The following is a 25,714-nucleotide window of genomic DNA, read 5'->3' as shown; positions in this document are numbered from 1 at the left end:
GTGCTTCTCCGATCCGTGAAGTGCTACATGGGGGTGATGCTCACCTCGTCGAACTCGGTGGTGCTGCGGGCCAGGGGGTCGCGGGAGCAGACCACGAGGCCCACGTAGTAGGGGGCGTCACCGAAGCCGGGGATGTCTCCCTCGGCGAGGGGGGTCCAGGTGGCGCCGTCGTCGGTCGAGGCGGACGCGGTGAAGTGCGTCCCGGTGCGCTTCAGCCGCAGCAGGCAGCCGGCGGTGACCGCCGCGTTGCCCGTGAACGTGGACCTGCCGGCGACGGTCGGGCGCAGCATCAGCTGGGCGCTCGTGCCGCCGGTGACGATCGTCCCGGCCGCCTGGTCGAACGGCGACAGGGACTTGGCCATGAGCAGGCCGACCCGGTCGCCGGTGGCTCCGGCGCGGGAGAGCAGGCGGGCGGTGACCTCGCAGTCACCGGTGACGGGCCGTCGGACGAACTGGCCGGTCATGCCCTGGTTGTTGACGGTGAGGTCGCTTCCGGCGCCCCGCACCACGAAGGTCCCGTCCTGGTGGGCGGTGCTGCCGGGGGTGCGGACGGCTACCACGCCGAGGGTGCCGTAGGCGCGGTCGTCGAGGACGACGTCGCCGAGGTCGCCGTAGGTCCAGGGCGCGGGCGGCGGGGTGCCGACGGTGAGGGTCAGGGTGCCGGTGGCGTCTCCGGCGGCGTTGCCCGCGGTGGTGGTGACCTCGAACTGGCCCGTCCGGGTGGGGGTTCCGGAGATCAGGCCGGTGCGCCTGTCGACGCGCAGGCCGTCGGGCAGTCCGTCCGCGGCGAACCGCACGGGTTCGTGCGTGGCGCGCAGGAGGTGCTCGAAGGGCACGCCCTGGTTGGCGAACGCCTCGGTGGGAGAGGTGAGTTGGGGCTTCGACGGCGTCGGCATCGTCGACGCGGCGGGCGGCGACAGGGGGCCGCGTCCGGCGCGGTTGGTCTTGGCGACGGCGTAGTGGTACGTCGTGCCGGGGGTGCCGGTGGCGTCGGCGTACCGGATGCGGGTGCCGAAGCCGACCGGGCCGATGCCGGTGGCGATGGTCTCGTACGGGCCGTCGGGGGTGGTGGCGCGCAGCACCTTGTAGCGGGCCGCGAGGTCCGGGTCGGTCCAGGCCAGTTCGACCGCGTCCGCTCCCGCGGTGGCCCGCAGGTCGCCGGCGGCCCGGGCCGGGCGCGGCACGGACCAGATTTCGCCGGCGGTGCGGGAGACCACGCTGACGTTGTCGAAGGCGCCCGTGCCGGTCTCGGCGTACTCCTCGTCGACGCCGAGGCAGGAGGTGAGGGTGAGGCCGACGTACGCCGTGGCGCCGAGGTCGACGTCGGTGGAGCCGACCTCGGTCCAGCGGACGCCGTCCGGGGAGATGGCGCCGGTGCAGCGGTCGCCCCGGCGGGTGACGCGCACCCAGTAGGGCATGCGCAGCCGGTAGCCGTCGCCCGCGCCCTCGACGTACGGGGCCTGAAGCGGGGTCGCCGACTCGGGCAGCGCGCCGAGGGAGGAGATGGGGAAGGCCGCGCTCGTGGTGATCGTCTGCTGCTGGGAGGGCGGTACCGGGGTGCTGCCGGTTCCCCGCACCCGCTCCCCCGCCCTGGCCCGGACGGACCACACACCGCTCCAGGTGTGCAGCGGCAGGCCCTGGATCAGCATGGCGGCGTGGGCGGCGTCCGCGTCCAGGCCGGCCCGTACGGTGACGCCGGTCTTCGAGTACTGGGAGCTGAGCGGATAGACGATCCGCGCGGTGATCGTGCCGTCGCCGCGCAGCGGCAGGTAGACCAGGCGGTGGGTGTCGGCGGTGCCGGACGCCTCCAGCAGGAACCGTTCGCCGTCGAAGACCGCCGAGCCGGGGATGCGCACGTCCCCGACGTCCCGCGTCGCCCAGGGGTCGGGCAGCCCGGGGACCGCCGCCGCCCAGGGCGAAGGGGCGCTGGTGCCCTGGGCGTTGGTGGCGGTGACCCGGTAGTACGCCGCCTTGCCCGGGCGGGCGTCGCGGTCGGTGTACCGCGGGTCGCCGAGGCCGGTCGCGATCTTCTCGTAGGGCCCGTCGGCGCTGCCGGCCCGCAGCACGGTGTACGACTCGGCCCACGCCGAGGGCAGCCAGGCCAGGGTGACGGACTTGCCGGTGCCGACCGCCGTGACACCGGCCGGTGCCGTGGGTACGGCCGGGGCCGGGGCCTTCGTGCCGGCGAAGGTGAGGGTGCCCCAGCTGGGCAGGTCGTCGTTGCTGCCCTCGACGACCCGGGCGCCGCCGGTGCCGCGGAAGACGGCCGCCTTGGTGTAGGGGGTGTCGAGGCCGCGGACGCCGACGTAGTGCGCGTACGCCATCTCGTAGATCGGCGGGAGGTTGCCGCGTCCGACGGCCGACACGGTCTTCTTGATGTACTTGCCGGTGCGGTCGAGGTCGGGCACGAAGGGGACGTCGCCGCCGAGGTTGTAGCGGGCCGCGTACTCGACGTTCTTCAGCAGCCGGTTGTCGTCGAAGGCGTACAGGTCGACGCCCTGGTTCCAGGCGACCTGGGCGGCGTCCGCGAGCAGGCCGACGGCGAGCTGCTCGTGGCCCTGGTCGCGGCCGGACTCCTGGCCCTGTCCCAGGTCGGTGACGACGCGGTGGCGGACGCTGCCGTTGCCCGCGCCGGCGGCGGCGAAGCGGAGCGCGTCCTCGAAGAGGGCGGGCTCCTCGCAGAACACGCCGATGGCCAGGATGGACTGGACGGACGTCAGGTCCCAGTTGCCGTTGGCGTAGAGCATGTAGCCGGAGATCGCCGGATACCAGACGCGCAGGAACGACTCCTCGCAGCGGGCGATGTCCTCCTTCGCCCAGCCGTCGTAGCCGCTGTGCCGGAGGAGTTCGGCGGCGTTGACGAACTTGAAGGCCTGGAGCCCGGCGCCGAGCGGCCCGTCCGCCCCGGTGACGGCTGTCAGGGACGCCGACCAGGCGTTGAGGATGTCCCGGGACTTGTCGGCGTACGCCCGTTCGCCGGTGACGCACCACATCAGCGCGGTCTGGTAGGCGGCGGCCGAGTCGGCGACGGCCTGGTTCTGGAAGTTGGTGGGGCCGCGGCCCCAGGAGGTGATCTGGCCCGTGTTCTGCACGGTGTACGTCGCCTTGGATCGCGCGTGGGCGGCGAGGGCGAGGAAACCGTCGTAGACCGGGGATTGTTTGGCGGCGACCGCGGCCTTCATCCGGGCCAGGTCGTCGACGCTGTGCAGCAGCCCGGGGTGGGTGAAGGCGCGTGGAGCGGAGGGGTCCTGAGCGGCGGCCCGGGCGGTGCCGGAGGCGAGCAGGCCGCTCGCGCCCGACACCAGCAGCAGGGCGGCCGCGCCGCCGAGGAAGCCCCGGCGGCTGGGGGCGGGAGTCGTTCTCATGGGCGTTGCTCTCAGGGGGTCGGCGCTCATGACGCGGCGGCCGCCGCGGCCTCGGCGGTGGTGAGGAACTTGAGGTTCGTCACGTGCTCGTTGACGAACATGGGCACGCCGTCCGAGGCCAGATACCACTTCGGCTTGCCCGTGCTGTCGGCGATCACCCTGCCGTTGACGCGGAGGTTCTCGAAGGTGACGTCCTTGATCGCGTGCTCCGCGTCGAGGCCCGCGATGATCGACAGGTCGGCGTTCTTGCCGTTGTAGCTGAGGTCCTTGACGTAGACGGACTCGATGCCGCGGCCTGCCGACGTGTTGTACTTCGGGTTGTACTCGACCCGCAGGTGGATGAGCTGGCCCCAGCGGAAGCCCTCCACCCGGATGTCGTCGAACCTGACGTCCCGGACGAGGTTGCTGTCTCCGACCATGAAGGCGATGGCGCCCTGGTAGGTCACCTGCGGCTCGCGGTGGTCGAGGATGTCGATGTTCTCGTAGCGCAGGTTCTCCAGCATCTCCGGGTTCTCGGAGTTGCCGTGCACGCCGATGTTGATCGGGTGGGCGACGTCGGCCCAGAGGGAGCAGTTCTTGACGGTGATGTTGCGGGTGTCGCCGTAGAAGTCCCAGCGGTGGGTGTAGAGGGCGACGCAGTCGTCGGAGGTGCGCAGGAAGCAGCCGTCGACCGTGACGTTCTCGGAGCAGTAGAGCTGGATGCCGTCACCCCAGCCCTGGTGGCTGAAGGCGCGCACGTTCTTGAGGGTGAGGTTCTGGGACTCGGCGACCCGGATGTTCTCGTACCGGGGGTTGAGGATCGTGATGCCGTCGATCGTGACGTTCTCGCACTTGCGGATGAACATCGCGCCGGCGGGCGAGTTGTAGAGCACGCCGCGGCCGGTCAGCCGGGAGTTCTCCACGTTCTCGAAGATCACCTGCGAGGTGAGGACGGCGCCGGGGGCCAGGTAGACGGTGGTGCCGCTGGGCACCTTCAGCGTCCCGTCGGGGGTGGTGTGCAGACCGGGCCCGAAGTACATGACCTTCTTGTCGCCCTCGGCGGGCACGTCCCGCTCGATCGGGTTCGCGAACAGGTGCAGGCAGTCGAAGATCTTGTCGTCGATCTGGACGACGAGGTTGCGGGGCCGGTCCAGGGTGAAGCGCGCGGTGCTGCCGAGCACCTCGGGCTTGATGCCGTACGAGTCGGGGCGGATGCGGACCTGCTCGCCGCCGCCCGTGTTGTACGTGACCTCGACCTCGACCGTGCCGGAGAAGTCGAAGGCGGCCCAGGAGGAGTTCTGGGCTCTGTTGCTGCCGGTGGTCGCGTCGATCAGTGCGAGCTTGGCGAGGTAGACGCCGAGCTTCTGCCAGGTGCCGCCGACCGGCCGGACCTTGACGGTGAAGGAGTTGTTGACAGGCACCTTCGGAAGCGTCGGGTGGACGACCACGCTGTCGCCGGCGGTGCCGGTCTCCTCCGCCGCGGCGGCCTGCGCGGTTCCCGCGAGGCTGCCGGCCAGGCCGGCGGCGGCGATGACACCGGCGGCCTGGAGGGTGGTCCGGCGTGACATGGGCGTGTTCATGCGTAACTCCTTGCGGACGGTTCGGTAAGGGGGTCACTTCAGACCGGTGGTGGACATTCCGGCGACGAAACCGCGCTGGGCGATCAGGAAGATCAGCAGGATCGGCACGACGTACATCACGGAGGCCGCGGCCTGGAGGTTGGCGACGGGCGTGCCGGCCGACGTCACGTACGTGGTCATGACGGCGACGGCCAGCGTCGACTTGTCGGTCGACAGCAGCAGCTGCGGGGCGATGTAGTCGCCCCAGGACCAGGTGAAGGCGATCACGAAGCTCGCGGAGAGCACGGGCCAGGACTGCGGCAGGAAGATCCGCCAGAAGATCGTGCCGTAACCGCAGCCGTCGACGATCGCCGCCTCCTCCAGCTCCCGGGGCAGTCCCGCGAAGAACTGCCGGAAGAGGAAGACCAGATAGGGGGCTGCGGCCAGCCCCCACAGCACCCACGGCCAGTACGTGTCGACCATGCCGAGCTTGGCGAAGATCAGGTAGGTCGGCAGCAGGGTGATCATCTGGGGCAGCATCATCGAGCCGATGAGGATGCCGAACAGCGTCTTCTTGCCGGGCGCGTCCAGCCGGGCGAAGCCGAAGCCGACCCAGGCCGAGCTGAGGGTGACGAGCGTGGCGTAGACGAGCGCGATGATCAGCGAGTTGCGGGCGTAGCCGAGGAAGTCGATCAGGTGGAAGGCGTCGGCGAAGTTGTGCCACTGGAAGTCGGCGGGCAGCCAGTGCACGGGCGAGGCGGCCAGCTCCGCCGGGGTCTTCAGGCCGCTGAGGACCAGCCAGCCGAAGGGCCCGAGGAACAGCCCGGTGATGACGACGAGGACCGTGTAGAGGACCAGGCGGTTGACACGGATCCGCACCCGGGGCGCGGAGTCGGGGAGCGGACTGGTCGCGGTCACTTCTTCGCCTCCGGGTCGACGTTGTAGAACACCACGCCGGACGTGAACCTGAAGATGAGCCCGGTGGCGATGAGGATCAGCACGAACAGCACCCACAGCAGGGCGGAGGCGTAGCCGTAGCGGCCGAGCGCGAAGTACTGCGAGAAGACGTGCATCATGTAGAGGTAGTTGGACTGCGGCAGCGCGGTGACGCCGGCCGTGGTGCCGTCGGGGGTGAGCAGCAGCGGCATGATGGTCTGCACGGACGCGATCACGCCGGTGACCGTCTGGAACAGCAGCACCGGCGACAGCAGCGGCACGGTGACGCTGCGGAAGGTCCGCCAGGCGCTCGCCCCGTCGATCCGGGCGGCCTCGTGCAGTTCGCGGGGCACGTCCTGGAGCCCCGCCAGCGAGATGATCATGACGTTTCCGGCGGCCCACAGCACGCTCATCAGCAGCACGTAGCGGGCGTAGGGGTCGGCGAGCCAGCCGAGCGCGTCGAAGCCGAAGAGGGTGATGACGCCGTTGGCGGCACCGGAGTTCTGGTCGAAGAGCGCCTTGAAGGTGAGGCCGACGCCCACCGGCGGCACCACGGCCGGCAGGTAGAGCAGGGTGCGGAACAGCCCGCGCGCCTTGAGCGGCCGGTTGACCAGCACGGCGAGCCCCAGCCCGGCGACGATCGACAGCGGTACCGAGGTGAGCGCGAACAGGCCCGTACGGCCCAGGGATCTCCAGGTCCGCGGATCGGCGAACAGCTCGCTGTAGTTGCCGAGGCCGACGTACTTCCAGTGCGGGGAGATCCCGTCGTACGTGGTGAAGCTCAGCCACAGCGCGTACGCCATCGGAACGACGGTCAGCAGCAGGAAACCGATGATCCAGGGCGAGGTGAACAGGTAGAAGGCGCGATGCCTGCGCCCGGTCATGGAGATCCCGGGCCGCCGCTCCGGCGTGGCCCGTCCGGGGCTCGCGGCCGGGCCGGTCCGGCCCGCGGCGGACAGCTGGTCGACCGTCATCCCACCTGCTCCTTACCGCGCTTGAGCTGCTCGTTCATCAGCGAGTTCAGGCGGCCCGCCAGGGTGTCGACGGACATCCGGCCGTTCATCGCGGCCGGGGCCTCCTGGTTGAACAGGGCGTAGAGCGAGTCCGCCGTCGCGTACGGGGTGTAGGCGATCACCGAGAAGTACTCCAGCTCGGCGTTCTGCACCTTCAGCACCCGCTTCTGGTAGTCCTCCTGGGCGGGCATCAGCGGGCGCAGCGACTTCAGGCTGGGGATGCCCCAGCCGCTGGAGGCGCGGGCCCTGGCCGGTCCCTCGCCGAAGAACCACTCGAAGACCCGCCAGGCGGCGTCCTTGTTCCGTGCCTTCTTCGGCATCCACAGGCCGGTGCCCGCCTGGCAGGGGCTGACCCGCCGGCCGCCCTCGAAGACCGGGGCCGGGGCGAGGCGGGCGTGCGGCGCCAGCTTCTTGTCGGCGTTGATCAGGCCGCCGAGCCAGTAGCCCGAGTTGGACATGGCCATCCGGTTCGCCTGGAAGGTGGGGCCGTCCCAGGTGTTGGGGTCCGGCTGGACGATGCTCGGGCCGACCCTGCTCCGGCCGTACTCGACGTACCAGGCCAGGGCCTTGCGGGCCTCGGGGGTGGTGAAGTCGATCCGGGAGAAGTCGTCGTTGAAGAGGCTGCCTCCGGCGGCGGCCGTCAGGCTCGCCAGGAGGTTCGGGGTGGACACGCCGTTGTAGCTGCCGCCGAAGACGGTCGTCTGGCCGCTCTCGCGCCGCGTGAGCCGCTTGGCGTTCTCCAGCCACTCCTCGTAGGTGACGGGCTCGGTCTCCGGCGGGTGGTCGACACCGGCCCCGTCGAAGAGCGCGGTGTTGTACCAGTACATGGAGTCCTGGGAGAAGTCCTTGGCCATGCCGTAGCGGGGGCCCTTGCCCTGGGTGCGGCCGTCGTAGCGCCACAGGTCGTTGACCGGGTCGAGGTCGTCGAGCTCGAGGACGGTGCTCCGGGCGAAGTAGGGGTCCAGGTCCTCCATCACGTCCCGCGCCGCGAAGTAGGGCGCGTCGGTGGCGCCGACGCCACGGACCAGGTCGGGCGGGGCGCCGTTGGTCATCATGCCGATCAGCTTGGTGATGTCGTACCGCACCGTGGTGATCTTGACGCCGATGTCCTTCTGGGCCTGCCGGACCAGCTCCGGGGAGATGTCGTCTGGCTTGACCATCAGCGTGACGGTCTCCCCGCCGCCGCTGACGCCGCTGGAGACCTGCATCGCGCAGCCACTCAGCGACGCCGCGCCCGTGGCGGCGCCGGCGGCCGAGAGGGCGAGGAATCGGCGGCGGCTCAGGGAAGCACCAGCACGTGGGTGCATGAACGCACCACCTCCTGCTCTGCTGTTCGAAATACCGGCTCTGCGCCGTACTACCGACCGCGGAAGTCGGCGGGGCAACCGGTTGTTGTGCGTGGGGCAGAGCTTCTTCCGGTCAGGATGACCCGTCAAGGGCCTCGGCGAACTTTCGAAAAACCTGTGTAACCTCGGCTTCATGGCCCAAGAGCCCGAAAACTCCTGGTTTCGGCCGCCGTGATCGGGCCATCGGGCGGCGGCCGGACCGGCTGCGACCAGGGGCGAGTCAGGAGGTTCGGCAACAGACATGGGAACCGGTTGCTGAACTGGCCATCCGGGCAGTGACACCCCGCGGCGACACCCGCCCGGCCGACTCCAGGCCGTCGAAACCGCAGTAATCGATTTCCAGGAGGAGGGCAGGTTGAGGCCCTCCACCCAACCCTCCGCCCGTCAGCGCCTGGCGAGGGGCAGGTGCCGCGCACGACCGCTCCAGCCCGCCTATTCCCGCTACCACGTGCTCTTCAGGAGGTCATTGCGCTGATCCGGCGGGTTCGGAGTTGTCCCCGGCCCTGGCGATTGACCGCCGCTTCCCGGCGGATCTACGGTAGAAGGCGCTTTCTGAAACAGTTTCCGTCCACAGCTCCAGGAGAGTCATGCCCAGCCCCCAGCTGCCGCGGGCCGTGTTCGCGATGGACCCGGTGCACCTCCCGCTGCTCTTTCCTCCGCCGCTGATGGAGCGGCTGAGGCGCACGGCCGACATCGACCCCGGGTTGGTGGTGCGGGACTTCGCCGATCCGGCCGCGGCCGCCACCCTGGCCTCCGCCGAGATGCTGATCACCGGCTGGGGCTGCCCGCACCTGGACGCCGGCGTCCTCGCGGCGGCCCCGAAGCTCGGCGCCGTCCTGCACGCGGCCGGGTCCGTCCGCTCCCTGGTCGGCGAGGCCCTGTGGGAACGCGGGGTCACCGTCTCCAGCGCGGTGACGGGCAACGCCCTGCCGGTCGCCGAGTACACGCTCGCGATGATCCTGCTCGTCGGCAAGGACGCCTTCGACCACCGCGAGCGCTTCCGCCGCACCCACGCCTACCCGGGCCCCGCCGAGACCGCGGCGACCGGGAACCTCGGCCGCCGCGTCGGCGTCATCGGCGCCTCGCGCGTGGGCCGCAGACTGCTGGAGCTGCTGCGGCCGTTCGACCTCACCGTCCTGCTGCACGACCCGTACGTCAGCCCCGCCGAGGCCGCCGCCCTCGGCGCCGAGTCGCTGTCGCTGGAGGACCTGCTCCGGCACAGCGACATCGTGAGCCTGCACGCCCCCGACATCCCCGAGACCCACCACATGCTCGACCGCGACCGGCTCGCCCTGCTCCGGGACGGCGGCGTGCTCATCAACACCGCCCGCGGCGCGCTGGTCGACCACGAGGCGCTCACCGACGAGCTGGTGTCCGGCCGGCTGAGCGCGGTCCTCGACGTCACCGACCCGGAGCCGCTGCCCGCGGGATCGCCGCTCTACCACCTGCCCAACGTGTTCCTCACCCCGCACATCGCCGGATCCCTCGGCAACGAACTGGAGCGGCTCGGCCGCATCGTCGTGGAGGAACTGGAGCGCCTGGTGGCGGGCCTGCCGGCGGTGCACGAGGTGCGGCACGCGGACCTCGCGCGGGTGGCGTGACCCCGGGGCGGGCGGGCCGTCCGGCCCGGCGGCATGCCTCATCGGCCCCGACGGCGGGCCGGTGCCCCGGCCGTTGTCCACAGGCCCTCCGGCCTGGAGTGACGATGGGATACGGTTTCCGCACCGGCACGGGCGCGGCCCCGGCAGCCGGCGCGACCGGGCAGGGAACGCCCGGACCGCGGCGGACCGGCGCACGACCGGACCGGGCGGCGCGGCGGACCGGCACACAACCGGACCGGACCGCGCGGCGGAACCGGACCGCGCACCGGGTCGCGACGGACCGGACCGCCATGGACCGGACCGCGACGGGCCGGACCGCGACGGGCCGGACCCGAAGGACCGGACCATGGTCCGTCGGCGACGGTCCACCGGCCGCGACGGACCGGGGCCTGCCACCGGCCGGACCGCCACCGACCGGACCCCGACGGGCCGGGCCACTACCGTGAAGGAGCCGCAAGGGTGAGTCAGCGCAAGGCGACGAACGACGCCGGCCGGGCGACCATCCGCGACGTCGCGGAGCGCGCGGGCGTCTCCGTGGCCAGCGTCTCGCGGGTGCTGTCCGGCAACTACCCGGTGTCGGAGGAGCTGCGCCGCCGGGTGATGAAGGTGGTCCGGGACCTGGACTACGTCACCAACGCCCACGCCCGCTCCCTGGCCGGCGGCGGCACACCGACGGTGGCGATCCTCATCAACAACATCACCGGCGCCGCGTTCGCGCACGTCGCGAAGGGCGTGGAGGGCGCCGCCACGCTGCGCGGCTGGCTCTCCCTGGTCGGCACCACCGGCGACGACCCGGAGCGGGAGCTGGCCCTGGTCAACCTCATGCGCCAGCAGGGCGTGGCCGCCGTGATCCTGCTCGGCGGCGCCTACGACTACGACGAGTACCAGCTGCGCATGGCCCGCTTCGCCCGCTCACTGGACGCGGCCGGCTCGCATCTGGTCCTGGTGGGCAGGCCCCCGCTGGAGGGCGACGTCCCGGCGACGACCGTCGACTACGACAACGAGGGCGGCGCCTACGCGATGGCGAGCCATCTGCTCTCGGCCGGCCACCGACGCGTCCTCGTCCTGCCCGGGCACGCCGAACTGACCACCGCCCAGGGCAGGTTGCGGGGCGCCCAGCGGGCGTTCGAGGCGTACGGGGTGCCGTTCGACCCGGGCCTGGTGCGGCACGGTCACTACGACTACGAGCACGGCTACGAGGCCGTCGAGACGGCGCTGCACGAGACGCCGGACTTCACCGCGGTGCTCGCCGGGACGGACGTCGTCGCCGCGGGTGCCATGCAGGCCCTGCGCGCGGCGGGCCTGCGGGTGCCCGAGGACGTCTCGATCGTCGGCTACGACGACATCCCGCTGGCCTCCCAGCTCACGCCCCAACTGACCACCGTGCACGTGCCGTACGAGGAGATGGGCCGCGTGGCGCTGCGGGCGGTGGCCGACCGGCGTGAGGGCGGCGCGGGCCGCCGCAAGAGCGCCGACGGCGATCACCTGGTGCTGGGCACCCATGTCGTGGTCCGCAACTCGGTCCGGCCGCCGGCTCAGCACGGATAACGGGCAGCCGTCGTTACGTAACCGTTTTCCGAGGTCTTTGCCGCCCGTTCGGGGTTTCGTCGCCGCGCCCGCCGAGCCCCGGGCCGGCGTCTCCGAAGCCGCGCTGACCTGCGCGTATGGGGCCGCTCGTGCGTGTGTCCGCCGCATCCTCGCCGCCAATCCGACGGACAATCCGCCGTAACAAATTGCTGCGCACCTCTTGCTAAGAGGCGAGCGGCCCGCCTACCGTCCCAGCAACCGCTTACTACAGCTTCTGCTTCCGCTTGGCCGAACCCCCCGCAACCGCGAGCCGACGGTTTCCGGCCGCCGTTCCTGGCCGGCACCACCGAGCCGTCGCCGTCCTCTCGTCCTGAGAACGCCCTATTCCGAAGGATCATGGTCAGATGAACTTCACCAGCCCCCGGAGAAGGTTCGCCTCCGCCGCTGTCGCGGGTATCGCGCTGACAGGTCTGCTCTCCGCCTGCGGCGGATCCGGCTCGGGTGACGACGCCGCCGCGAACGCGGGTCCGGTCACCCTCCCCTTCTGGGGCTGGGCCAACGGCCAGGAGGCGGTCGTCAAGGCGTTCAACGCCTCGCACAAGGACATCCAGCTGAAGTACACCAAGGTCACCGACCAGCTGACCATGCAGAAGCAGCTGACCAACGCGGTGAAGGCCGGCAACGCCCCCTGCCTGGTGCAGAACACCGCCGAGTACGTCACCAGCTGGGTCTCGCAGGGCGCGCTCGCCGACATCACGCAGTACGTGGAGGGCGAGAAGGACGAGTTCAACACCGGCTCCTGGGCGAGCGCGCAGGTGCAGGGCAGGATGTACGGCGTTCCGACCAGCTCGGCGCCCCAGTTCACGATCTACCGCACGGACATCTTCCAGAAGTACGGCCTGAAGCCCCCGGCCACCTGGGACGAGTTCATCGCCGCGGGCAAGGAGCTGAAGAAGCACGGCATCAAGATCACCAACTACGCCGGTGAGGACCCGAGCACCCTGGAGGTGCTCGCCATGCAGGCCGGGGCCCACTGGTACTCGATCGACGGCGACGCCTGGAAGGTGAACTTCCAGGACGAGGGCACGCTGAAGGCCGCCAAGGTGATCCAGGAGATCATCGACAACGACCTGAACGCCAAGCTGTCCTTCGCCGACTACGCGGCCGTGCAGCGCAGTTACGACACCGGTGCCACCGCGACCCGGCAGATCTCCACCTGGCAGATGGCCGGCATGGTGCAGAACTTCACCACGTCCTTCGGCGACTGGGCGCTGGCCCCGTGGCCGACGTACAAGGGGGAGCCCGCCAAGACGCCGGCCGGCACCAATCTGACCGGCAGCGTGACCCTGGTGACCAAGCAGTGCAAGAACCAGGAGCAGGCGGCCCGGGCGGCGCTGTGGATGTCGACGAACCAGGACGCCGTCAAGACGATGGCGAGCCCGGAGACCGGCAACGGTGTGATGCCGGCGCTGAAGGACAGCGACTCCTACGTGGGTGAGTCGATCTCGCGGAAGCTGCTCGGCAAGAACTACGAGCCGGCGCAGAAGGTCGTGACCGACAGCCTGGGCACCGTCACCACCGACTGGACCTTCGGCCCCAACTGGACCGCGATGTTCACCGAGTTGCAGGCGGGCTGGGCCAAGGTCGTCAGCAAGGAGCAGAAGGTCACCGACCTGCTCGCGCACATGCAGGAGTGGACGGTCGAGGACCTGAAGTCCCGCGGTATCAGCGTCAAGGGCTGAGGCATTCGATGATTCGCTCCATACGCTGGAAGGGTGCCGCGTTCACGGTGCCCTTCCAGCTCGGCTTCGCCTTTCTCTACCTGCTGCCCATCGGTTACGCCGTCTACGAGTCGCTGTACACGGAGAAGCAGTCCGGGCTGGGGCTCGGCGGCGCGACGACGGAGTTCGTCGGGCTCGACAACTACACCCAGGGGCTGACCGACTCGGCGTTCATGAACTCCATCCTGCGGGTAGTGCTCTTCGCCTGTGTGCAGATCCCGTTCATGCTGCTGATCAGCCTGCTGCTGGCGCTGTTCCTGGACGCGGTCGCCTCCAGGGTGGCGAGCCGGTTCCGGATCCTGCTGCTGGTGCCGTACATGATCCCGGGCGTGGTCGCGGCGATCGTGTGGGTGAACCTCTACAGCCCGGACGTCGGCCCGCTCACCCCGATCGGCAAGGCGTTCGGCTTCGACTGGAACTTCTTCGCGCCGTCGATGGTGTGGCCGTCCATCGGCAACCTGCTGACCTGGCACGGCATCGGCTACAACATGGTGATCATCTACTCGGCGCTGCAGGGCGTGCCCCGCGAGCTGTTCGAGGCGGCCCGGCTGGACGGCGCCTCGGAGCTGCGGATCGCGCGCAGCATCAAGATCCCGTACGTGCGCGGGGCGCTGGTGCTGACGGGGCTGCTGTCGATCATCCAGATGCTGCAGATCTTCAACGAGCCGGCGCTGTTCCGGAACATCACCCCGCAGACGGTCAGCGACAGCTTCACCCCGATCATGATCATCTACAACCAGGCGTTCAACGCGGGCAACTACAACTACGCGGCCGCCCTGTCCGTGCTGCTGGCGTTGATCCTCGGCGTGGCCTCCTTCCTCTTCTACCGGCTCACCTCGAAGGAGGCCGACTGATGGTGCTGACCGAGCACACCACCGAGCGGCCCCCCGTCCGCAGCGTCCGGCGCCTGACCCGCCCGGACGCGGCCTCCCGCCGGCGGGGCGGCCAGCGCTTCCTGCTGGTCGGGCTGGTCCTGGCGAGCGTCTACAGCCTGTTCCCGGTGTGGTGGCTGATCGTCGCCGCCACCAAGGACCGCACGGCGCTGTACCAGAGCAACGGCCTGTGGTTCTCCGGCTGGCACCTGTGGGACAACCTGGAGCAGGTCTTCACCTACCAGGACGGCGTCTTCCTGCGGTGGACGGCCAACTCGTTCCTGTACGCGGGCGTCGGCTCGCTGGGCGGCACGCTGATCGCGCTCGCAACCGGTTACGGCCTGGCCCGCTTCGACTTCCCCGGCCGGAACGTCATCTTCGCGTGTGTCGTCGGCTCGTTCCTCATCCCGATCGCGCTGCTCACGCTGCCGCTGTACCTGCTGTTCTCCGCGCTCGGCATGGTCGACACCCCGTGGGCGATGCTGATCCCCTGCCTGATCAACCCGTTCAGCGTGTACCTGGCCAAGGTGTACACCGAGGCGACGATCCCCTACGAGCTGCTGGAGGCGGCCCGGATCGACGGCGCCGGTGAGCTGCGGATCTTCTTCAGCATCGTGCTGCGGATGATGACGACGGGCGGCGCGACGGTGTTCCTGCTGGCGTTCGTGAACACCTGGAACGCCTTCTTCCTGCCGCTGACCGTGCTGCGCGGCAAGGAGAACTGGACGCTCAACCTGGGCCTGTACAACTGGACCGGCACCCGCCTGGAGTCCGGCATCGACCTGACGGGCCTGGTGCTGACCGGTGCGCTGCTGTCCATCGTGCCGATGGCGATCATGATGGTCGCGATGCGCCGCTACTGGCGGACCGGTGTGACGCTCGGCGCCCTCAAGTGATCCTCCTCGCCCTTCCCTGACTCCTGGGGGCCGCGGGTGCTCCTGACCCCCCGCGGCCCCCAGGGCGCCCACCTCCCCGGGAGTCCCCGCGTGACCGTCCTGCGCAACCCCGTCCTCCGCGGCTTCGCCCCCGACCCTTCCCTGATCCGGGTCGGCGACTGGTACTACGTGGCGACCAGTTCCTTCGAGTGGTTCCCGACGATCCCGCTGCACCGCTCCCGCGACCTGGTCCACTGGGAGTACGCGGGGCACGTCCAGGGGGCCGTCCCCGGGAACTCGCTGGCCGGGGTGCCCGATTCGGGCGGTGTCTGGGCGCCGTCGCTGAGCTGGGACGGGGAGCGGTTCTGGGTGACGTACACCGTCGTGCGCTCGGTCGGCACGCCCTACTTCGACCTGGACACGTACGTCTCGACGGCCGGCGCCATCGGCGGCGAGTGGAGCGCGCCGCGCCGGGTCGCGAGCCACGGTTTCGACCCGGCCCTGTTCCACGAGGACGGCCGGCTGTGGCTGCTGAACCTGCAGAACGACCACCGGCCGGGCGGTGCGCGGTTCGCCGGGATCGTCCTCACCGAGCTGGACCGGGAGACGCTGGAGACCGTGGGGGAAACGCACCTGCTGCTCCAGCACGACCGGCTGGTCGAGGGGCCGAAGCTGCTGCGGCGCGACGGCTGGTACTACCTGGTGCTCGCGGAGGGCGGCACGGGCTGGGAGCACGGGGTGCGGGTGGCCCGCGCCAAGGAGCTGACCGGGACGTACGAACTCGACGAGCTGCCCCTGCTGACGACCCGGGACGACCCGGGCGTGCCGCTGCAGAAGGCCGGGCACGGCGAGCTGGTCGAGACGCCGGACGGGCAGTGTCTGCTGGCTCATCTGACGGCCCGTCCGCTGCACACCCCGCGGGGCCGCCGCTGCACCCTCGGCCGGGAGACCGCGATCCAGGCCGTGACCTGGGACGCGGACGGCTGGCCCCGGCTGCGGCACGGAGGCTGGCATCCGGCCGTCGAGGTCGACGTGCCGACGAGTGGGCACCCCCTGCCGCCCGCCGGGCCGCCGGCGGAGCTGACCTGGCCGTGGAGCACCCTGCGCGAGCCGCCGGACCCGTCCTGGGCCGACGCGGCGGTCCGCCCCGGCTGGATCCGGCTGCGCGGCCGGCACGGGCCGGAGTCCCGCTGGGCGGCGAGCCTGCTGGCCCAGCGCGTCACCGAGCACCGCGCGGAGGCCGAAGTGACCGTCGAGGCGCGGCCGGTCACCTTCACGCAGGCCGCCGGGCTGGTGCTCTGGTACAACCCCGAGGCGTATCTGAGCCTGGACCTGACGTGGGCGGAGCCCTGGGGGGAGCCGCAGCGCGGCCAGCAGTGGCGGGGCGGAGCGGGCGGGGGCGGCCGTACGGTGCTCAGTCTCGTGGAGCGGGACGAGGGGGGCCCGCGGCAGGTGGCGGTCGTGGACGTGGCGGCGGACGCGCCGGTGACGCTGGGGGTGACGGTCGAGGGCGCCGACGCCCGGTTCTGGTACGTACGCGACGGGGCACGCACCGCCGTCGGTCCGGCGCTGGACTTCAGCCGGCTGTCCGACGACCACGGCTCCCGGCTGCGGTTCACCGGCGCCCTGGCGGGCATCCACGCCCGGGACCTCGTCGACGCGGCGTTCACGGCGGACTTCACGGGATTTCGGCTGACCTGCACCCCCGACTGAGCCCGTTGTTCGGGGTTTCGAAAGTTTTGACCGGCGTGAACCCGTGAATTCATTCGTCTTCCCGCCGTCCTGCGCCCCACCTACAGTAGGAAGCGCTTTCTGTCGGGTCGGGCTTCGCGCCGCCGCGGGAAGCGCTGGTCGAAACTTTCCACGGCCCTCGGGCGGGCCGGAGAGGTGGGTTCCCGATGGTCCGTACGGCGAGTGCGAGCGCGGCGGCCGGTCCGACGCTGGCGGTCGTGGCCCGCGAGGCGGGGGTGTCGGTGCCGACCGCGTCGAAGGTGGTCAACGGCCGGGAGGACGTGGCGCCCGAGACGCGCCGCCGGGTCACCGAGGCGCTCGACCGGCTCGGTTACGTCCGCAGACCCCGCTTCGACGCGGCCAAGGCGCCCCGGCTGGTGGACCTGGTCGTGCACTCGCTGGAGAGCTCCTGGTCGGGTGCGGTGCTGCACGGGGTGGAGGAGGCGGCGCACGACGCGGGGCTGGAGGTCGTGGTGTCGGCGGCGCTGACCCGCTCCCGGGTGGGGCGCCCGGAGCGCGGCTGGCTGGACAAGCTGGTCGCGCGGGGGTCCTCCGGGGTGCTGTTCAACCTGGCCGAGCTGAGCGAGTCGCAGTACGCCTGGCTGGAGCAGCACCGCATCCCGTTCGTGATGATCGACCCCGTGCAGGAGCCGCCGGAGGGGGTGGCGTCGGTGGGCGCGGCGAACTGGCAGGGCGGTCTGACGGCCACCGAGCATCTGCTGTCCCTGGGCCATGAGCGCGTCGCCGTCATCGCCGGTCCGCGGCGCACGATGTGCAGCAGCGCGCGGGTCGCCGGGTACCGCTCGGCGCTCGCGTCCGCTGGGATCCGGCACCGCACCGAGTACGTCCGGCACGCCGGCTTCGACGAGAGCCTGGCCCACCGCCGCATGCTGGAGCTCCTCGACCTGCCCGAGCCGCCGACGGCGGTGTTCGTCTGCTCGGACCGGATGGCGCTGGGGGTGTACCACGCCCTGGCCGAGCGGGGGTTGCGGGTCCCGGACGACGTGAGTGTGGTGGGCTTCGACGACCTGCCCGAGGCCCGCTGGGCCTCCCCCGCCCTGACCACCGTCCGCCAGCCGCTGTCGGAGATGGCCGCGACGGCCCTGCGGTCGCTGCTGCGCATGATGGACGGCCACCACCCGGAGAGCACGCGGACGGAGTTGTCGACGCGGCTGGTGGAACGGGCGAGTACGGCGGCGCCGCGCTCGTAGCCCGCGGCCGGGGCCCGCGCGGGCGCGGACGGTCGATCGCGCGTCCGGGTTGTACGGCGATGGGCCCATTGACCCCGGCCGGACAGGACCGTTGCATGGGTGCGGGCCCCTTGCCGCAGGGGCGGGGGACATTCGACCGGGGGGAAGAATGCGTTGTGCGTTACGGGCGGCCGTCGCCGCCGTGGTGGCATCGGTGTGCGCGGCGGCGGGTGCCGTGCCCGCCGGGGCGGCCGAGCCGAGACCGGGGCTGGAGTTCGTCGACGTCACGGCCGACGGCGTGAAGGGGAACGGCCATTCGGCGTACCCCGTGGTCAGCGCCGGCGGCAGGCATGTGGCGTTCCTGTCGTGGGCCACGAATCTGGCGCCCGGGGACACCGACAGCACCGCCGACGTCTATGTGAAGGACCTGCGGACCGGGGAGCTCCGCTGGGTCAGCGACGTTCCCGGCGGCCAGGGCGAAGGGGTGGCGTTCGGGACGCCGTCGATCAGCGCCGACGGCACCCGGGTGGCGTTCGCGGCGCTGCCGCCCGACACCTGGCCGCCGCGTGACGTGAAGCTCCCCGCCTTCGTGTTCGACAGCCGGACGGGCCGGACCGAGCAGTTCGACGAGCGGACCGACCCCGCCCTGCGCAAGGTGTCGGCACCGGTCCTCAGCGGCAACGGACGGTACGTGGCCTTCACCGGCCGGCCGACGGGCGAGCAGGGCGCGGGCTCCCGGGTGTACGTGCGGGACCTGCGGCGCGACACGGGTTCCTGGATCGGCCATCCGCTGCCCAGCGGTGAACAGGACCTCGGCTTGCCCACGTTGAGCCACGACGGCAGCCGGGTCGCCTACGGCGTGTGGGACACGGGCACCGATTCCGGCGAGGAGCACGAGGGCGTGTACGTGCTGGACCGGCGGACGGGCGAGCGGACGCGCGCGGACGCCGACTGCGCCGGGGACCCGGCGGAGAACTGGGTCGGCGACCCGGTGATCAGCGCCGACGGGCGGCATGTCGCGTTCCGCTGGAAGTGCCTCACGCGGCCCGAGGGGAGCACCAGCGACACCGGGGACGTGTTCGTCCGTGATGTGCGGCGGGGCACGCTGCTCCACATCCAGGGCTCGAAGGCCGGCTCCGCCACGCACAGCGGCCGGCCGAGCGCGGACGCCCGCCGGATCGTCTTCGCCGCGTTCGAATCGGGCGCCGATCACCCTCCGCGCCAGGTGGTGTACCTGCGTGATCTGCGCACCGGCCGGGTGGATCTGGTCAGCGCGCGCCCCGACGGCACGGTGAACCGGCGGCCCGCGGCCCATCCGACCCTCGACGCCCGCGGCCGAGTCGTGGCCTTCGACGCCGACCGGCTGGACCTCCAGGGCGAGGACGGCTTCGGCGAGCGGCAGGCGTTCGTCATGCGCGTGCGCTGACGGGGCGGCGTGCGGAATGCGCGTACGGGCGTGGGGAGTTGGCAAGGATGTCCGGGCCGTCGCCGGTGGGGCGGCGGCCGTACTCCGTGAAAGGACCGCCCGGTCATGACGCGCGACCCGCGCACGATCACCAACCCGGCCACGTTGCACGACCCCACGCCGTTCGGCTACAGCCACGCCGTGTCGGCCCCCGGCGAAACCGTCTACATCGGCGGCCAGTACGCCTCCGACGCCACGGGCACGCCGGTGCCGGGCGACTTCGCCGCGCAGGTGGAACTCGCCTTCGACCGGCTGCGGTCGGCGCTGGAGGGGGTCGGTCTCGGCTACGAGCACGTCGTACGCCTCGGCACGTTCATCGTCGACCACGACCTCGACAAACTGCAGACCCTGGGCAAGGCCCTCCACGCCCGCTTCGGAGACCGCCTGCCGGCCCAGACCCTGAGCGGAGTCGCTGCGCTGGCCCTCCCCGGAATGCTGTTCGAGGTCGACGCGATCGCGGTACGGCCCGCCGGGGCGGCCTCCGCCTGAGGGCCGGGGGCGGGTCGGGCCGCGCGCCGGCCGGTCGGAGCCACGCGCGGTCGGCGTCCCACGCGCCGGTCGGGGCCTTCGCGCCGCCCGCGGCGCGCCACCGCGGGGCCACGCGCCGGTCGGGCCCGCCCGCCGGTAGGGGCCGCGCCCCGCCTCCGCTCGAACCCCGCCCGCCGCCCGGGCGCAGGGCGCGTGGCTCCGACGCAGAGCGCGTTGGTGCGGCCCGCGGTCGCGGTCGCCGAGCGCCCCTGCGCCCGCGCCCTGTGCCCCGCGCCCCGCGCCCCGGGGTGCCGTCGTACACCTGTCCGTCGCCCACCGGGCGCACCCCACGCCACCCCACCCCGCCCCCAACCCCCGGCGCTGGCCGTTGGTTTCGCGCTCCGGGTGCGCGTCGTGCGCCCGGGTGGGGTGGGAACTGGCCGGGGCGGGGCGGCGTCGAACGATGCGGCGGGGCGGGGCCCAGGGGTGGGCAGTTGGGGGACGACCATGACACGCTGGCGGCCGCTTCCGGACGTACTGCCGAGGGAGGCGCGGCACCTGGTCGAGCAGCTGCGGGCGCTGAAGGACCGCACGGGTCTGAGCCTGGCCGAGCTGGCGCGGCGGACGGCGTACAGCAAGTCGTCGTGGCAGCGGTACCTCAGCGGGGCCAAGCAGCCGCCGCGAGGGGCGGTGCAGGCGCTGTGCCGGGTGGCGGGGGCGGACCAGGCGCGGCTGCTGGCGCTGTGGGACCTGGCCGACCCGACGTGGCCGCGCGGCCTGCCGGATCCGGCCGGGCAGGCGGTGGAGGCCGCGGCCCGCCCCGCCGCCGACTACCGGCGCTGGCGTGCCGCGGCGCTGGTCTCCTTCGCGGTCATCGCCGTGCTGCTGGCCGGGCTGCTGTGGGTGCTGCCCGCGCGGAGCGGGTGACCGCGACGGCCACCCGCTCCTGACGAACCCCGGCGGGCTCAGCCGACCGTGCGGTAATGCGCGTACTTCCAGGGCCCGACGTTCTTGAGCTTCACCTGGTACTTGCCGCTCACGCGCTTGAAGTTGACGTTCCGGACGATGCCCTTGTACTGGACGATGTTGGCCGGGAGGAGCTGCAGCCGGGTCTGCGCGAAGTCCCAGCTCTCGCTGACGACGGTGCCGTCGGTCTCGGGCAGGTTGTGCCGGCTCTGCCACCACTGCGTGGCCGACTCCGTCTCCGGCCCGAACGACCCGTCGATCTGGCTCTTCTTGAAGGGCCGCCACTCCCCCTCGTCGTCCTCCCACAGGGCGCCGTCCGCCCACAGGACGGTCTCCCACAGGGCGATGGCGTTGCCCTTGGAGTACGCCTCCACGCCGAGGTTCTCCTCGTCCTCCCAGTCGTTGGCCACGGCACCGCCGCCGTCGATGCCGAAGTACGCGGGAGCGGCGTTCGCGGACGGCGCCAGGGCGATGCCGGTGCCCCCGGCCCCCAGCAACGCGGCCGTCACCATCGCCGTGGCCCGATTGCGCATGTTCATGCGGTCTTCCTTTCCGAACCGCCGTCCCCCGCGGGTCGCCCCTGGGGCGGCTCGTCTCGTCTGGCTCGGCACAGCCTCACGGTCCGGCGACGGCCACGGCGAGCCCTGCCGCCGTCCCCGGACCGCCCAGGGACGACTCACGCCCCGGCCAGCGCCGTCCCGGCCGCGGCCGGGTCGCGCCGGGCCCGCGGGGGCCGGAGCGGGCCGGGCGGGCGTGCGCGCCCGTGAGCCGTCAGGAGGTCCTCGGGCGGTGGTGCAGGGGCAGCGGGAGCGCGGCCGCCCAGAGGATGCCTCCCAGGAGGTGCGCCCGGAACGCCGGGTCCGCGTAGGCCTCGGGGGCGTGGCCGAGCGCCGTGTAGAAGACGCGGCCCGCGCCGTGGTCGCGGCACCAGACCAGGGGGTGGTCGGCGCCCATGCCGCCGCCCTCGTAGGAGGACTCGTCGGCGGTGGCCAGGACGCGGACGCGGCCGCGCGGGTTGGTGCGGAAGTCGTACCACTCGTCGGTGAAGTCCCAGACGGCGGGCAGGTGCCGGGTCGCCGGATGGTCGTGGTCCTCGACGACGGCCTTGCCGGGCTGGTGGCGGGGGTGCCGGGCGAACCACGTGCCCAGCAGCTCGCCGTAGTACGGCCAGTCGTACTCCGTGCAGGCCGCCGCGTGGACGCCGACGAAGCCGCCGCCCGACTCCACGTACGCGGCGAGCCGCTCCCGGCCGGCCGGGGTGAGGACCTCGCCGCTGGTGGAGAGGAACACCACCGCCGCGTACCCGCCGAGGGGCTGCTCCAGGGCCGACGGGTCCTCGGTGGCGTGGACGTCGAAGTCACCGAGGGTGCGCAGGGCGGCGACGCCGGCCGGGATGGACTCGTGCCGGTAACCGGTGGTGCGGGTGTGGACGAGCAGTCGTGGTGCCATGGCATCCGACCCTAGGAGGCCGGGGGCCGCCCCGGAGGAACCTCCGGTGACCGAAAAATTTCGGTCACCGTCCCCGGGGGAACCGCCCCCGACGGTGTTCCCCATGCCCTGGCCGAACGCGAGGCAGCCTCCTGCCGCAACTTCCTCCGGAAGAGCTACCGTTCACCTTCGTGGTCCAGCTCTCCCAATGGGCGCTCGTTGTTGGTGACCATAGCGCTGAGCAGGTTTCGGTAGTACCCCGGAAGGCGCTCGACGAGGTCGGGATCGACGATGTCGACTGCGGCATCGAACTCACACCGGAACCCGTCCGCACTCTCCACGATGTTCAGCGCCAAGGGATTTCCGGTGTGTGTGATCGGCGACGAGTCGGCTTCCGAGACCGTCAGTCCGTCCATGGGGGGTACCGCAACCTGGCGGTAGAACGACATGGCCGTGGTGAACAACTCGCTTCGCAAGCCCGTCCCCGGCGGCGCAAAGTCCGTGATCAGTTCCGCGAAGGGGTAATCCTGGCGCTCGAGCCCGGTGACCAATTGCATCAGCACCCCGCCCACGTAGTCCGCGACCAACGTGTCATCAGGTCGGCGAAAGACCAACGGCAGCAGATTCGAGCAATATCCGACAGTCCGGTCCAGTTCCGGCGGGCGCCGGGCGGACGCGACCGGTACCAGAATCTTGTCCTGCCCCGTCAGTCGCTGCAGCAAAGCCCCCCAGGCCGCCACCAGATAGGCGAAGACCGTGACCCCCTCCTTGCGGGCGGCATCGCGCATCTGCCCGCAGAACTCCGGGTCGAGGAGAACACGGTGACGTACCGCGCGGTAAGGGAATTGGCTCGGCTGTCCCGACGACGGCAATTCCGGCGCGGGAACATCCTTCAGGAGAGAATGCCAGAAGTCACGGTGCTTGGCGGCGGTGGGACCGGCAGTGATGCGCTCGTGCCAGGTGAGATAGTCCCGGAACTGCACGGCCGGGGGCAGTTCGGGACTCGTGCCGCGGCACCTGGCGTTGTACATCGCGGCGAGGTCGTCGAGCAGGACGCTGTAGGACCAGCCGTCCACTGCCGCGTGATGCACCGTTATCAGCAGCAGGTGCCGTTGGGGGTCGACCTCCACCACGGCGGCGCGGAACACCTCACCGTCCACCGGGTCGAGCGGTCGTTCGGCCCAGGTCCGCAGGAAGCGGCTGAGGTCGTCCTCGTCCCCGCAGGTGTACTCGGTCAGGACGTCGCTCAGCGGCGTCTCCCGCACGGGGTGGACGACAAGCGTGTCCCCGTCCGGACCGAACGTGGTCCTCAGAGTCTCGTGGCGGGCGACCAGGTCCCGCACGGCGGCACGCAGTGCGACGCGGTTGAGTGAGCCGTCCAGCCAGAACCCCACAGACATCTCGAAGGCGGGCACGCCGCCCCGGTCGAGGGCCCGTAGCTGCCGCTGCGCGTGGGTGCTGCGAGGCGCTGCCGCACGGGGCAGGGGGCCGGCTGGTTCAGTACGGCTACTGCCGAGCATGCCGTGGTCCCGCAATTCTTCGACCGATTCACGCACCGCGGTGCGGATGTGGTCGAGATCGGCCTGCTCATGCGCGGTGGAGAGGAAGAAGTTGCGCAACTCCCAGACGAACACACCACGGACGAGCAGATTGAAATAGAACGGATCCATGTTCGCCTGGTGCTCGAACTTGAACATCGAGGAGAACCGGTGGACTTCGATCGGCACTTCGAGCTCGCGGAAGTCGGCGTTCAGCTGGTCCGTGAACATCGCAGTCCTACGGTCGAGGTTCCGTTGCAGATCGGGTCCCTCTGCCCGGAGGTGGTCAAGGACCGCCTTGGCCGTCGCCATGGTGAGTGGATGCTGGTTGAACGTGCCGCCGAAGAAGGTGGATTCCACCCTCGGGCCGGAATCGTCACCGAAGTTCCAGACGCCGCCGTCGATCGAGTCCATGACGCCGTCGCGTCCGGCGATCACGCCGATCGGCATGCCGCCTCCCACGATCTTGCCGTAGGTGGCCAGGTCGGCCTCGATGCCGTACAGCCCCTGAACGCCTGCCGGATGACAACGGAAACCTGTCACCATCTCGTCGAAGATGAGTTTCGTACCGTGGGCCCTCGTCACCTCCCGGACCGCGCGCAGGAAATCAGGCTTCTGCACACCAGGAGTGCGCAGGGTCACCGGCTCGGTCAGAACGGCTGCGAGGTCCGCACCGTGCTTGTCGATGAAGTCGAGTGCCTCGTCCGTGCCGAACTCGAGTACGTACACGTTTTCCACGGCATGCGGGGAGATGCCGGGTGCGAGCGGCCGGGTGCCGAACACGCCGTTCTCATGGGCCGGCACAGCGAGCACACTGTCGAAGTGACCGTGGTATGCGGTGGAAAAGACCACTATCTTGTCGCGGCCGGTTGCTGCCCGTGCAAGCCGAACCGCGGTCATGACCGCTTCGGTGCCGCTGTTGAGGAAGGCGACGCGCTCCATGCCGGTGAGTTCGAGTACTCCGGCGGCGACTTCCTCGACCAGTTGAGTGCGCGGCCCGAGGCTGAACCCGACGTCCAGCCGCTCGCGAACAGCCGACATGACAGCCGGCGGATTATGACCGAGGAGGTGGACACCGTATCCCAGGGTGAGGTCGACATACTCGTTTCCATCGATGTCCCACAGCCGTGAGCCCTGCCCGCGTTCGGCGACGATCGGGTACAGCATCTCCTTGATCGAGGGGCGAAAGCCGACAGTGGACCGGCTGTCCGCGACCATCGTCCGGAACCGTTGGGCAAATTCCTTCGAGCCCTTGGTCCGGGAACTGAGGCGGTCACCGAGTCTCTTCAGATAGCGGGTGCGCTCTGCGGTCTCCACGGGGCTGATCGCGCTGCTCCGCGCGCCGGGCGCGAGTGGCACCACGCTTCTCGCCGAAACCGGCCGCACCGGGGAGAGCGCCACAGGCGGCGAAGCACCGACCCCGGACCCGGACCCGGACCCCATGGCCGGGTCGGCCGCGGAGACCGGCCCGCTGCCCGCCAGCAGCTGAAGCTGACGCTGCATGACCACGAGCTGTTCCCTGATCAGGTCCTGCACGGCCGTCGAGGCTCCTGGCGACACGGCACGGTCCATCGACAACTCGGTTGACGGCGCTGCTGTGACGGGTGGCCGGCTGTCGATCGACTGCGGCGAGACCGGGGCCGGCGCCGAGCTCGCTACGGCATCGGCGGTGGGAGCAGTGGTGGAGGCAGTGGCGGCGGGCGGTAGGGCCTCTCCTCGCGGCAGCTTCTCCGTCGATGCGTGTGCGAGAAGGTACGCGGCCAGATCAGGCAGGGTCTGGACGTCGGTGAAGAGTTGCCGAAGCGGCACTTTGCAGCCATAGCGGTCCTCCAGACGCTGCGCCATGCCGAGCAGCGACATCGAGTCCCCGAGGTCCGCGAACGCGACGTCGGGGTACAGCCGCTCGGGCTGGACGTCGAAGTAGTCACCGACGATTGCGGCAATCTCCTGGAGCAGGGGTTCCACGGCGCTCTCCTCGTGGTCGAACAGTCGGGTAGCCGCCTCAGAACCGGACGTGCGGGTTGTCCCCGCGTCCGGCTCAAGCGGACCCCTCGGGCTGCTAGGGACGGTCATG

General features: G+C 71.1%; 18 protein-coding genes. 10 read left to right on the top strand and 8 right to left on the bottom strand.

The window, feature by feature from the left end; genetic code table 11:
• Nucleotides 1-23: 23 nt before the first annotated feature.
• Genes C1703_RS31605 through C1703_RS31585 form a run of 5 tightly spaced genes read right to left on the bottom strand, consistent with a single transcriptional unit; the run spans nt 24 to nt 8,159 of the window.
• Complete coding sequence (locus C1703_RS31605; RefSeq protein WP_114256029.1) at nt 24-3,365, bottom strand: alginate lyase family protein; 3,342 nt, start codon at nt 3,363-3,365, stop codon at nt 24-26.
• A gap of 26 nt (nt 3,366-3,391) precedes the next feature.
• Complete coding sequence (locus C1703_RS31600; protein ID WP_114256028.1) at nt 3,392-4,924, bottom strand: glycosyl hydrolase family 28 protein; 1,533 nt, start codon at nt 4,922-4,924, stop codon at nt 3,392-3,394.
• A 33-nt stretch (nt 4,925-4,957) separates the two neighbouring features.
• Nucleotides 4,958-5,821: a carbohydrate ABC transporter permease gene (locus tag C1703_RS31595; RefSeq protein WP_114256027.1), complete on the bottom strand. Its 864-nt coding sequence runs from the start codon at nt 5,819-5,821 to the stop codon at nt 4,958-4,960.
• Nucleotides 5,818-6,813: a sugar ABC transporter permease gene (locus C1703_RS31590; protein ID WP_114256026.1), complete on the bottom strand. Its 996-nt coding sequence runs from the start codon at nt 6,811-6,813 to the stop codon at nt 5,818-5,820. The genes C1703_RS31595 and C1703_RS31590 overlap by 4 nt, the downstream gene beginning before the upstream one ends.
• Nucleotides 6,810-8,159, bottom strand: a complete 1,350-nt coding sequence (locus tag C1703_RS31585; protein ID WP_114256025.1) for an extracellular solute-binding protein — start codon at nt 8,157-8,159, stop codon at nt 6,810-6,812. Before C1703_RS31585 ends, C1703_RS31590 begins: the two co-directional genes overlap by 4 nt.
• 626 nt (nt 8,160-8,785) lie before the next feature.
• Here C1703_RS31585 and C1703_RS31580 point away from each other — a divergent pair.
• From C1703_RS31580 to C1703_RS31535, 10 genes are all read left to right on the top strand, one after another.
• On the top strand, nt 8,786-9,799 hold the full coding sequence (locus tag C1703_RS31580; RefSeq protein WP_198678327.1) for a hydroxyacid dehydrogenase: 1,014 nt from the start codon (nt 8,786-8,788) through the stop codon (nt 9,797-9,799).
• Between the two features lie 459 nt (nt 9,800-10,258).
• Nucleotides 10,259-11,347, top strand: coding sequence for a LacI family DNA-binding transcriptional regulator (locus C1703_RS31575; RefSeq protein ID WP_114256024.1), 1,089 nt, complete (start codon nt 10,259-10,261; stop codon nt 11,345-11,347).
• Nucleotides 11,348-11,730: 383 nt separating this feature from the next.
• Nucleotides 11,731-13,068 carry an extracellular solute-binding protein gene (locus C1703_RS31570; protein ID WP_114256023.1) on the top strand — a complete coding sequence of 446 codons (1,338 nt, stop codon included), beginning with the start codon at nt 11,731-11,733 and terminating at the stop codon, nt 13,066-13,068.
• 8 nt (nt 13,069-13,076) lie between these two features.
• Nucleotides 13,077-13,961 carry a sugar ABC transporter permease gene (locus tag C1703_RS31565; RefSeq protein WP_114256022.1) on the top strand — a complete coding sequence of 295 codons (885 nt, stop codon included), beginning with the start codon at nt 13,077-13,079 and terminating at the stop codon, nt 13,959-13,961.
• Nucleotides 13,961-14,875 carry a carbohydrate ABC transporter permease gene (locus tag C1703_RS31560; protein WP_114256021.1) on the top strand — a complete coding sequence of 305 codons (915 nt, stop codon included), beginning with the start codon at nt 13,961-13,963 and terminating at the stop codon, nt 14,873-14,875. Before C1703_RS31565 ends, C1703_RS31560 begins: the two co-directional genes overlap by 1 nt.
• Before the next feature lie 90 nt (nt 14,876-14,965).
• Nucleotides 14,966-16,567 carry a glycoside hydrolase family 43 protein gene (locus C1703_RS31555; protein ID WP_114256020.1) on the top strand — a complete coding sequence of 534 codons (1,602 nt, stop codon included), beginning with the start codon at nt 14,966-14,968 and terminating at the stop codon, nt 16,565-16,567.
• 185 nt (nt 16,568-16,752) lie between these two features.
• Nucleotides 16,753-17,796: a substrate-binding domain-containing protein gene (locus tag C1703_RS31550; protein ID WP_114256019.1), complete on the top strand. Its 1,044-nt coding sequence runs from the start codon at nt 16,753-16,755 to the stop codon at nt 17,794-17,796.
• Between the two features lie 148 nt (nt 17,797-17,944).
• Nucleotides 17,945-19,201, top strand: a complete 1,257-nt coding sequence (locus tag C1703_RS31545) for a hypothetical protein (protein WP_114256018.1) — start codon at nt 17,945-17,947, stop codon at nt 19,199-19,201.
• Nucleotides 19,202-19,306: 105 nt separating this feature from the next.
• Complete coding sequence (locus tag C1703_RS31540) at nt 19,307-19,729, top strand: Rid family hydrolase (protein ID WP_114256017.1); 423 nt, start codon at nt 19,307-19,309, stop codon at nt 19,727-19,729.
• Nucleotides 19,730-20,215: 486 nt separating this feature from the next.
• Nucleotides 20,216-20,635 carry a helix-turn-helix transcriptional regulator gene (locus C1703_RS31535; RefSeq protein WP_114256016.1) on the top strand — a complete coding sequence of 140 codons (420 nt, stop codon included), beginning with the start codon at nt 20,216-20,218 and terminating at the stop codon, nt 20,633-20,635.
• Between the two features lie 38 nt (nt 20,636-20,673).
• Here C1703_RS31535 and C1703_RS31530 read toward each other — a convergent pair whose 3' ends face one another.
• The 3 genes from C1703_RS31530 to C1703_RS31520 form a co-directional block, all read right to left on the bottom strand.
• Nucleotides 20,674-21,213, bottom strand: coding sequence for a peptidoglycan-binding domain-containing protein (locus tag C1703_RS31530; protein ID WP_114256015.1), 540 nt, complete (start codon nt 21,211-21,213; stop codon nt 20,674-20,676).
• Between the two features lie 232 nt (nt 21,214-21,445).
• The gene (locus C1703_RS31525) at nt 21,446-22,123 is read right to left on the bottom strand and encodes a ThuA domain-containing protein (RefSeq protein WP_114256014.1); all 678 of its coding nucleotides are present in this window, start codon (nt 22,121-22,123) and stop codon (nt 21,446-21,448) included.
• Between the two features lie 155 nt (nt 22,124-22,278).
• A complete protein-coding gene (locus tag C1703_RS31520; RefSeq protein WP_232840644.1) occupies nt 22,279-25,605 on the bottom strand; it encodes an aminotransferase class III-fold pyridoxal phosphate-dependent enzyme in 3,327 nt (1,108 codons plus the stop codon).
• Between the last annotated feature and the right edge of the window lie 109 nt (nt 25,606-25,714).

The sequence above is a fragment of the Streptomyces sp. Go-475 genome (assembly GCF_003330845.1).
Classification (GTDB): domain Bacteria; phylum Actinomycetota; class Actinomycetes; order Streptomycetales; family Streptomycetaceae; genus Streptomyces.
The sequence above is the reverse complement of the archived record's forward strand: the minus strand, read 5'-3'. Positions and strand labels throughout refer to the sequence as shown.

Bases quoted from the DNA above. Each gene is read 5' to 3' on its own strand.
- C1703_RS31585 (WP_114256025.1), bottom strand. From the start codon at position 8,159: ATGCACCCACGTGCTGGTGCTTCCCTGAGCCGCCGCCGATTCCTCGCC.
- C1703_RS31530 (WP_114256015.1), bottom strand. From the start codon at position 21,213: ATGAACATGCGCAATCGGGCCACGGCGATGGTGACGGCCGCGTTGCTG.
- C1703_RS31600 (WP_114256028.1), bottom strand. From the start codon at position 4,924: ATGAACACGCCCATGTCACGCCGGACCACCCTCCAGGCCGCCGGTGTC.
- C1703_RS31545 (WP_114256018.1), top strand. From the start codon at position 17,945: ATGCGTTGTGCGTTACGGGCGGCCGTCGCCGCCGTGGTGGCATCGGTG.
- C1703_RS31540 (WP_114256017.1), top strand. From the start codon at position 19,307: ATGACGCGCGACCCGCGCACGATCACCAACCCGGCCACGTTGCACGAC.
- C1703_RS31535 (WP_114256016.1), top strand. From the start codon at position 20,216: ATGACACGCTGGCGGCCGCTTCCGGACGTACTGCCGAGGGAGGCGCGG.
- C1703_RS31580 (WP_198678327.1), top strand. From the start codon at position 8,786: ATGCCCAGCCCCCAGCTGCCGCGGGCCGTGTTCGCGATGGACCCGGTG.
- C1703_RS31590 (WP_114256026.1), bottom strand. From the start codon at position 6,813: ATGACGGTCGACCAGCTGTCCGCCGCGGGCCGGACCGGCCCGGCCGCG.
- C1703_RS31570 (WP_114256023.1), top strand. From the start codon at position 11,731: ATGAACTTCACCAGCCCCCGGAGAAGGTTCGCCTCCGCCGCTGTCGCG.
- C1703_RS31560 (WP_114256021.1), top strand. From the start codon at position 13,961: ATGGTGCTGACCGAGCACACCACCGAGCGGCCCCCCGTCCGCAGCGTC.
- C1703_RS31550 (WP_114256019.1), top strand. From the start codon at position 16,753: ATGGTCCGTACGGCGAGTGCGAGCGCGGCGGCCGGTCCGACGCTGGCG.
- C1703_RS31605 (WP_114256029.1), bottom strand. From the start codon at position 3,365: ATGAGAACGACTCCCGCCCCCAGCCGCCGGGGCTTCCTCGGCGGCGCG.
- C1703_RS31525 (WP_114256014.1), bottom strand. From the start codon at position 22,123: ATGGCACCACGACTGCTCGTCCACACCCGCACCACCGGTTACCGGCAC.
- C1703_RS31565 (WP_114256022.1), top strand. From the start codon at position 13,077: ATGATTCGCTCCATACGCTGGAAGGGTGCCGCGTTCACGGTGCCCTTC.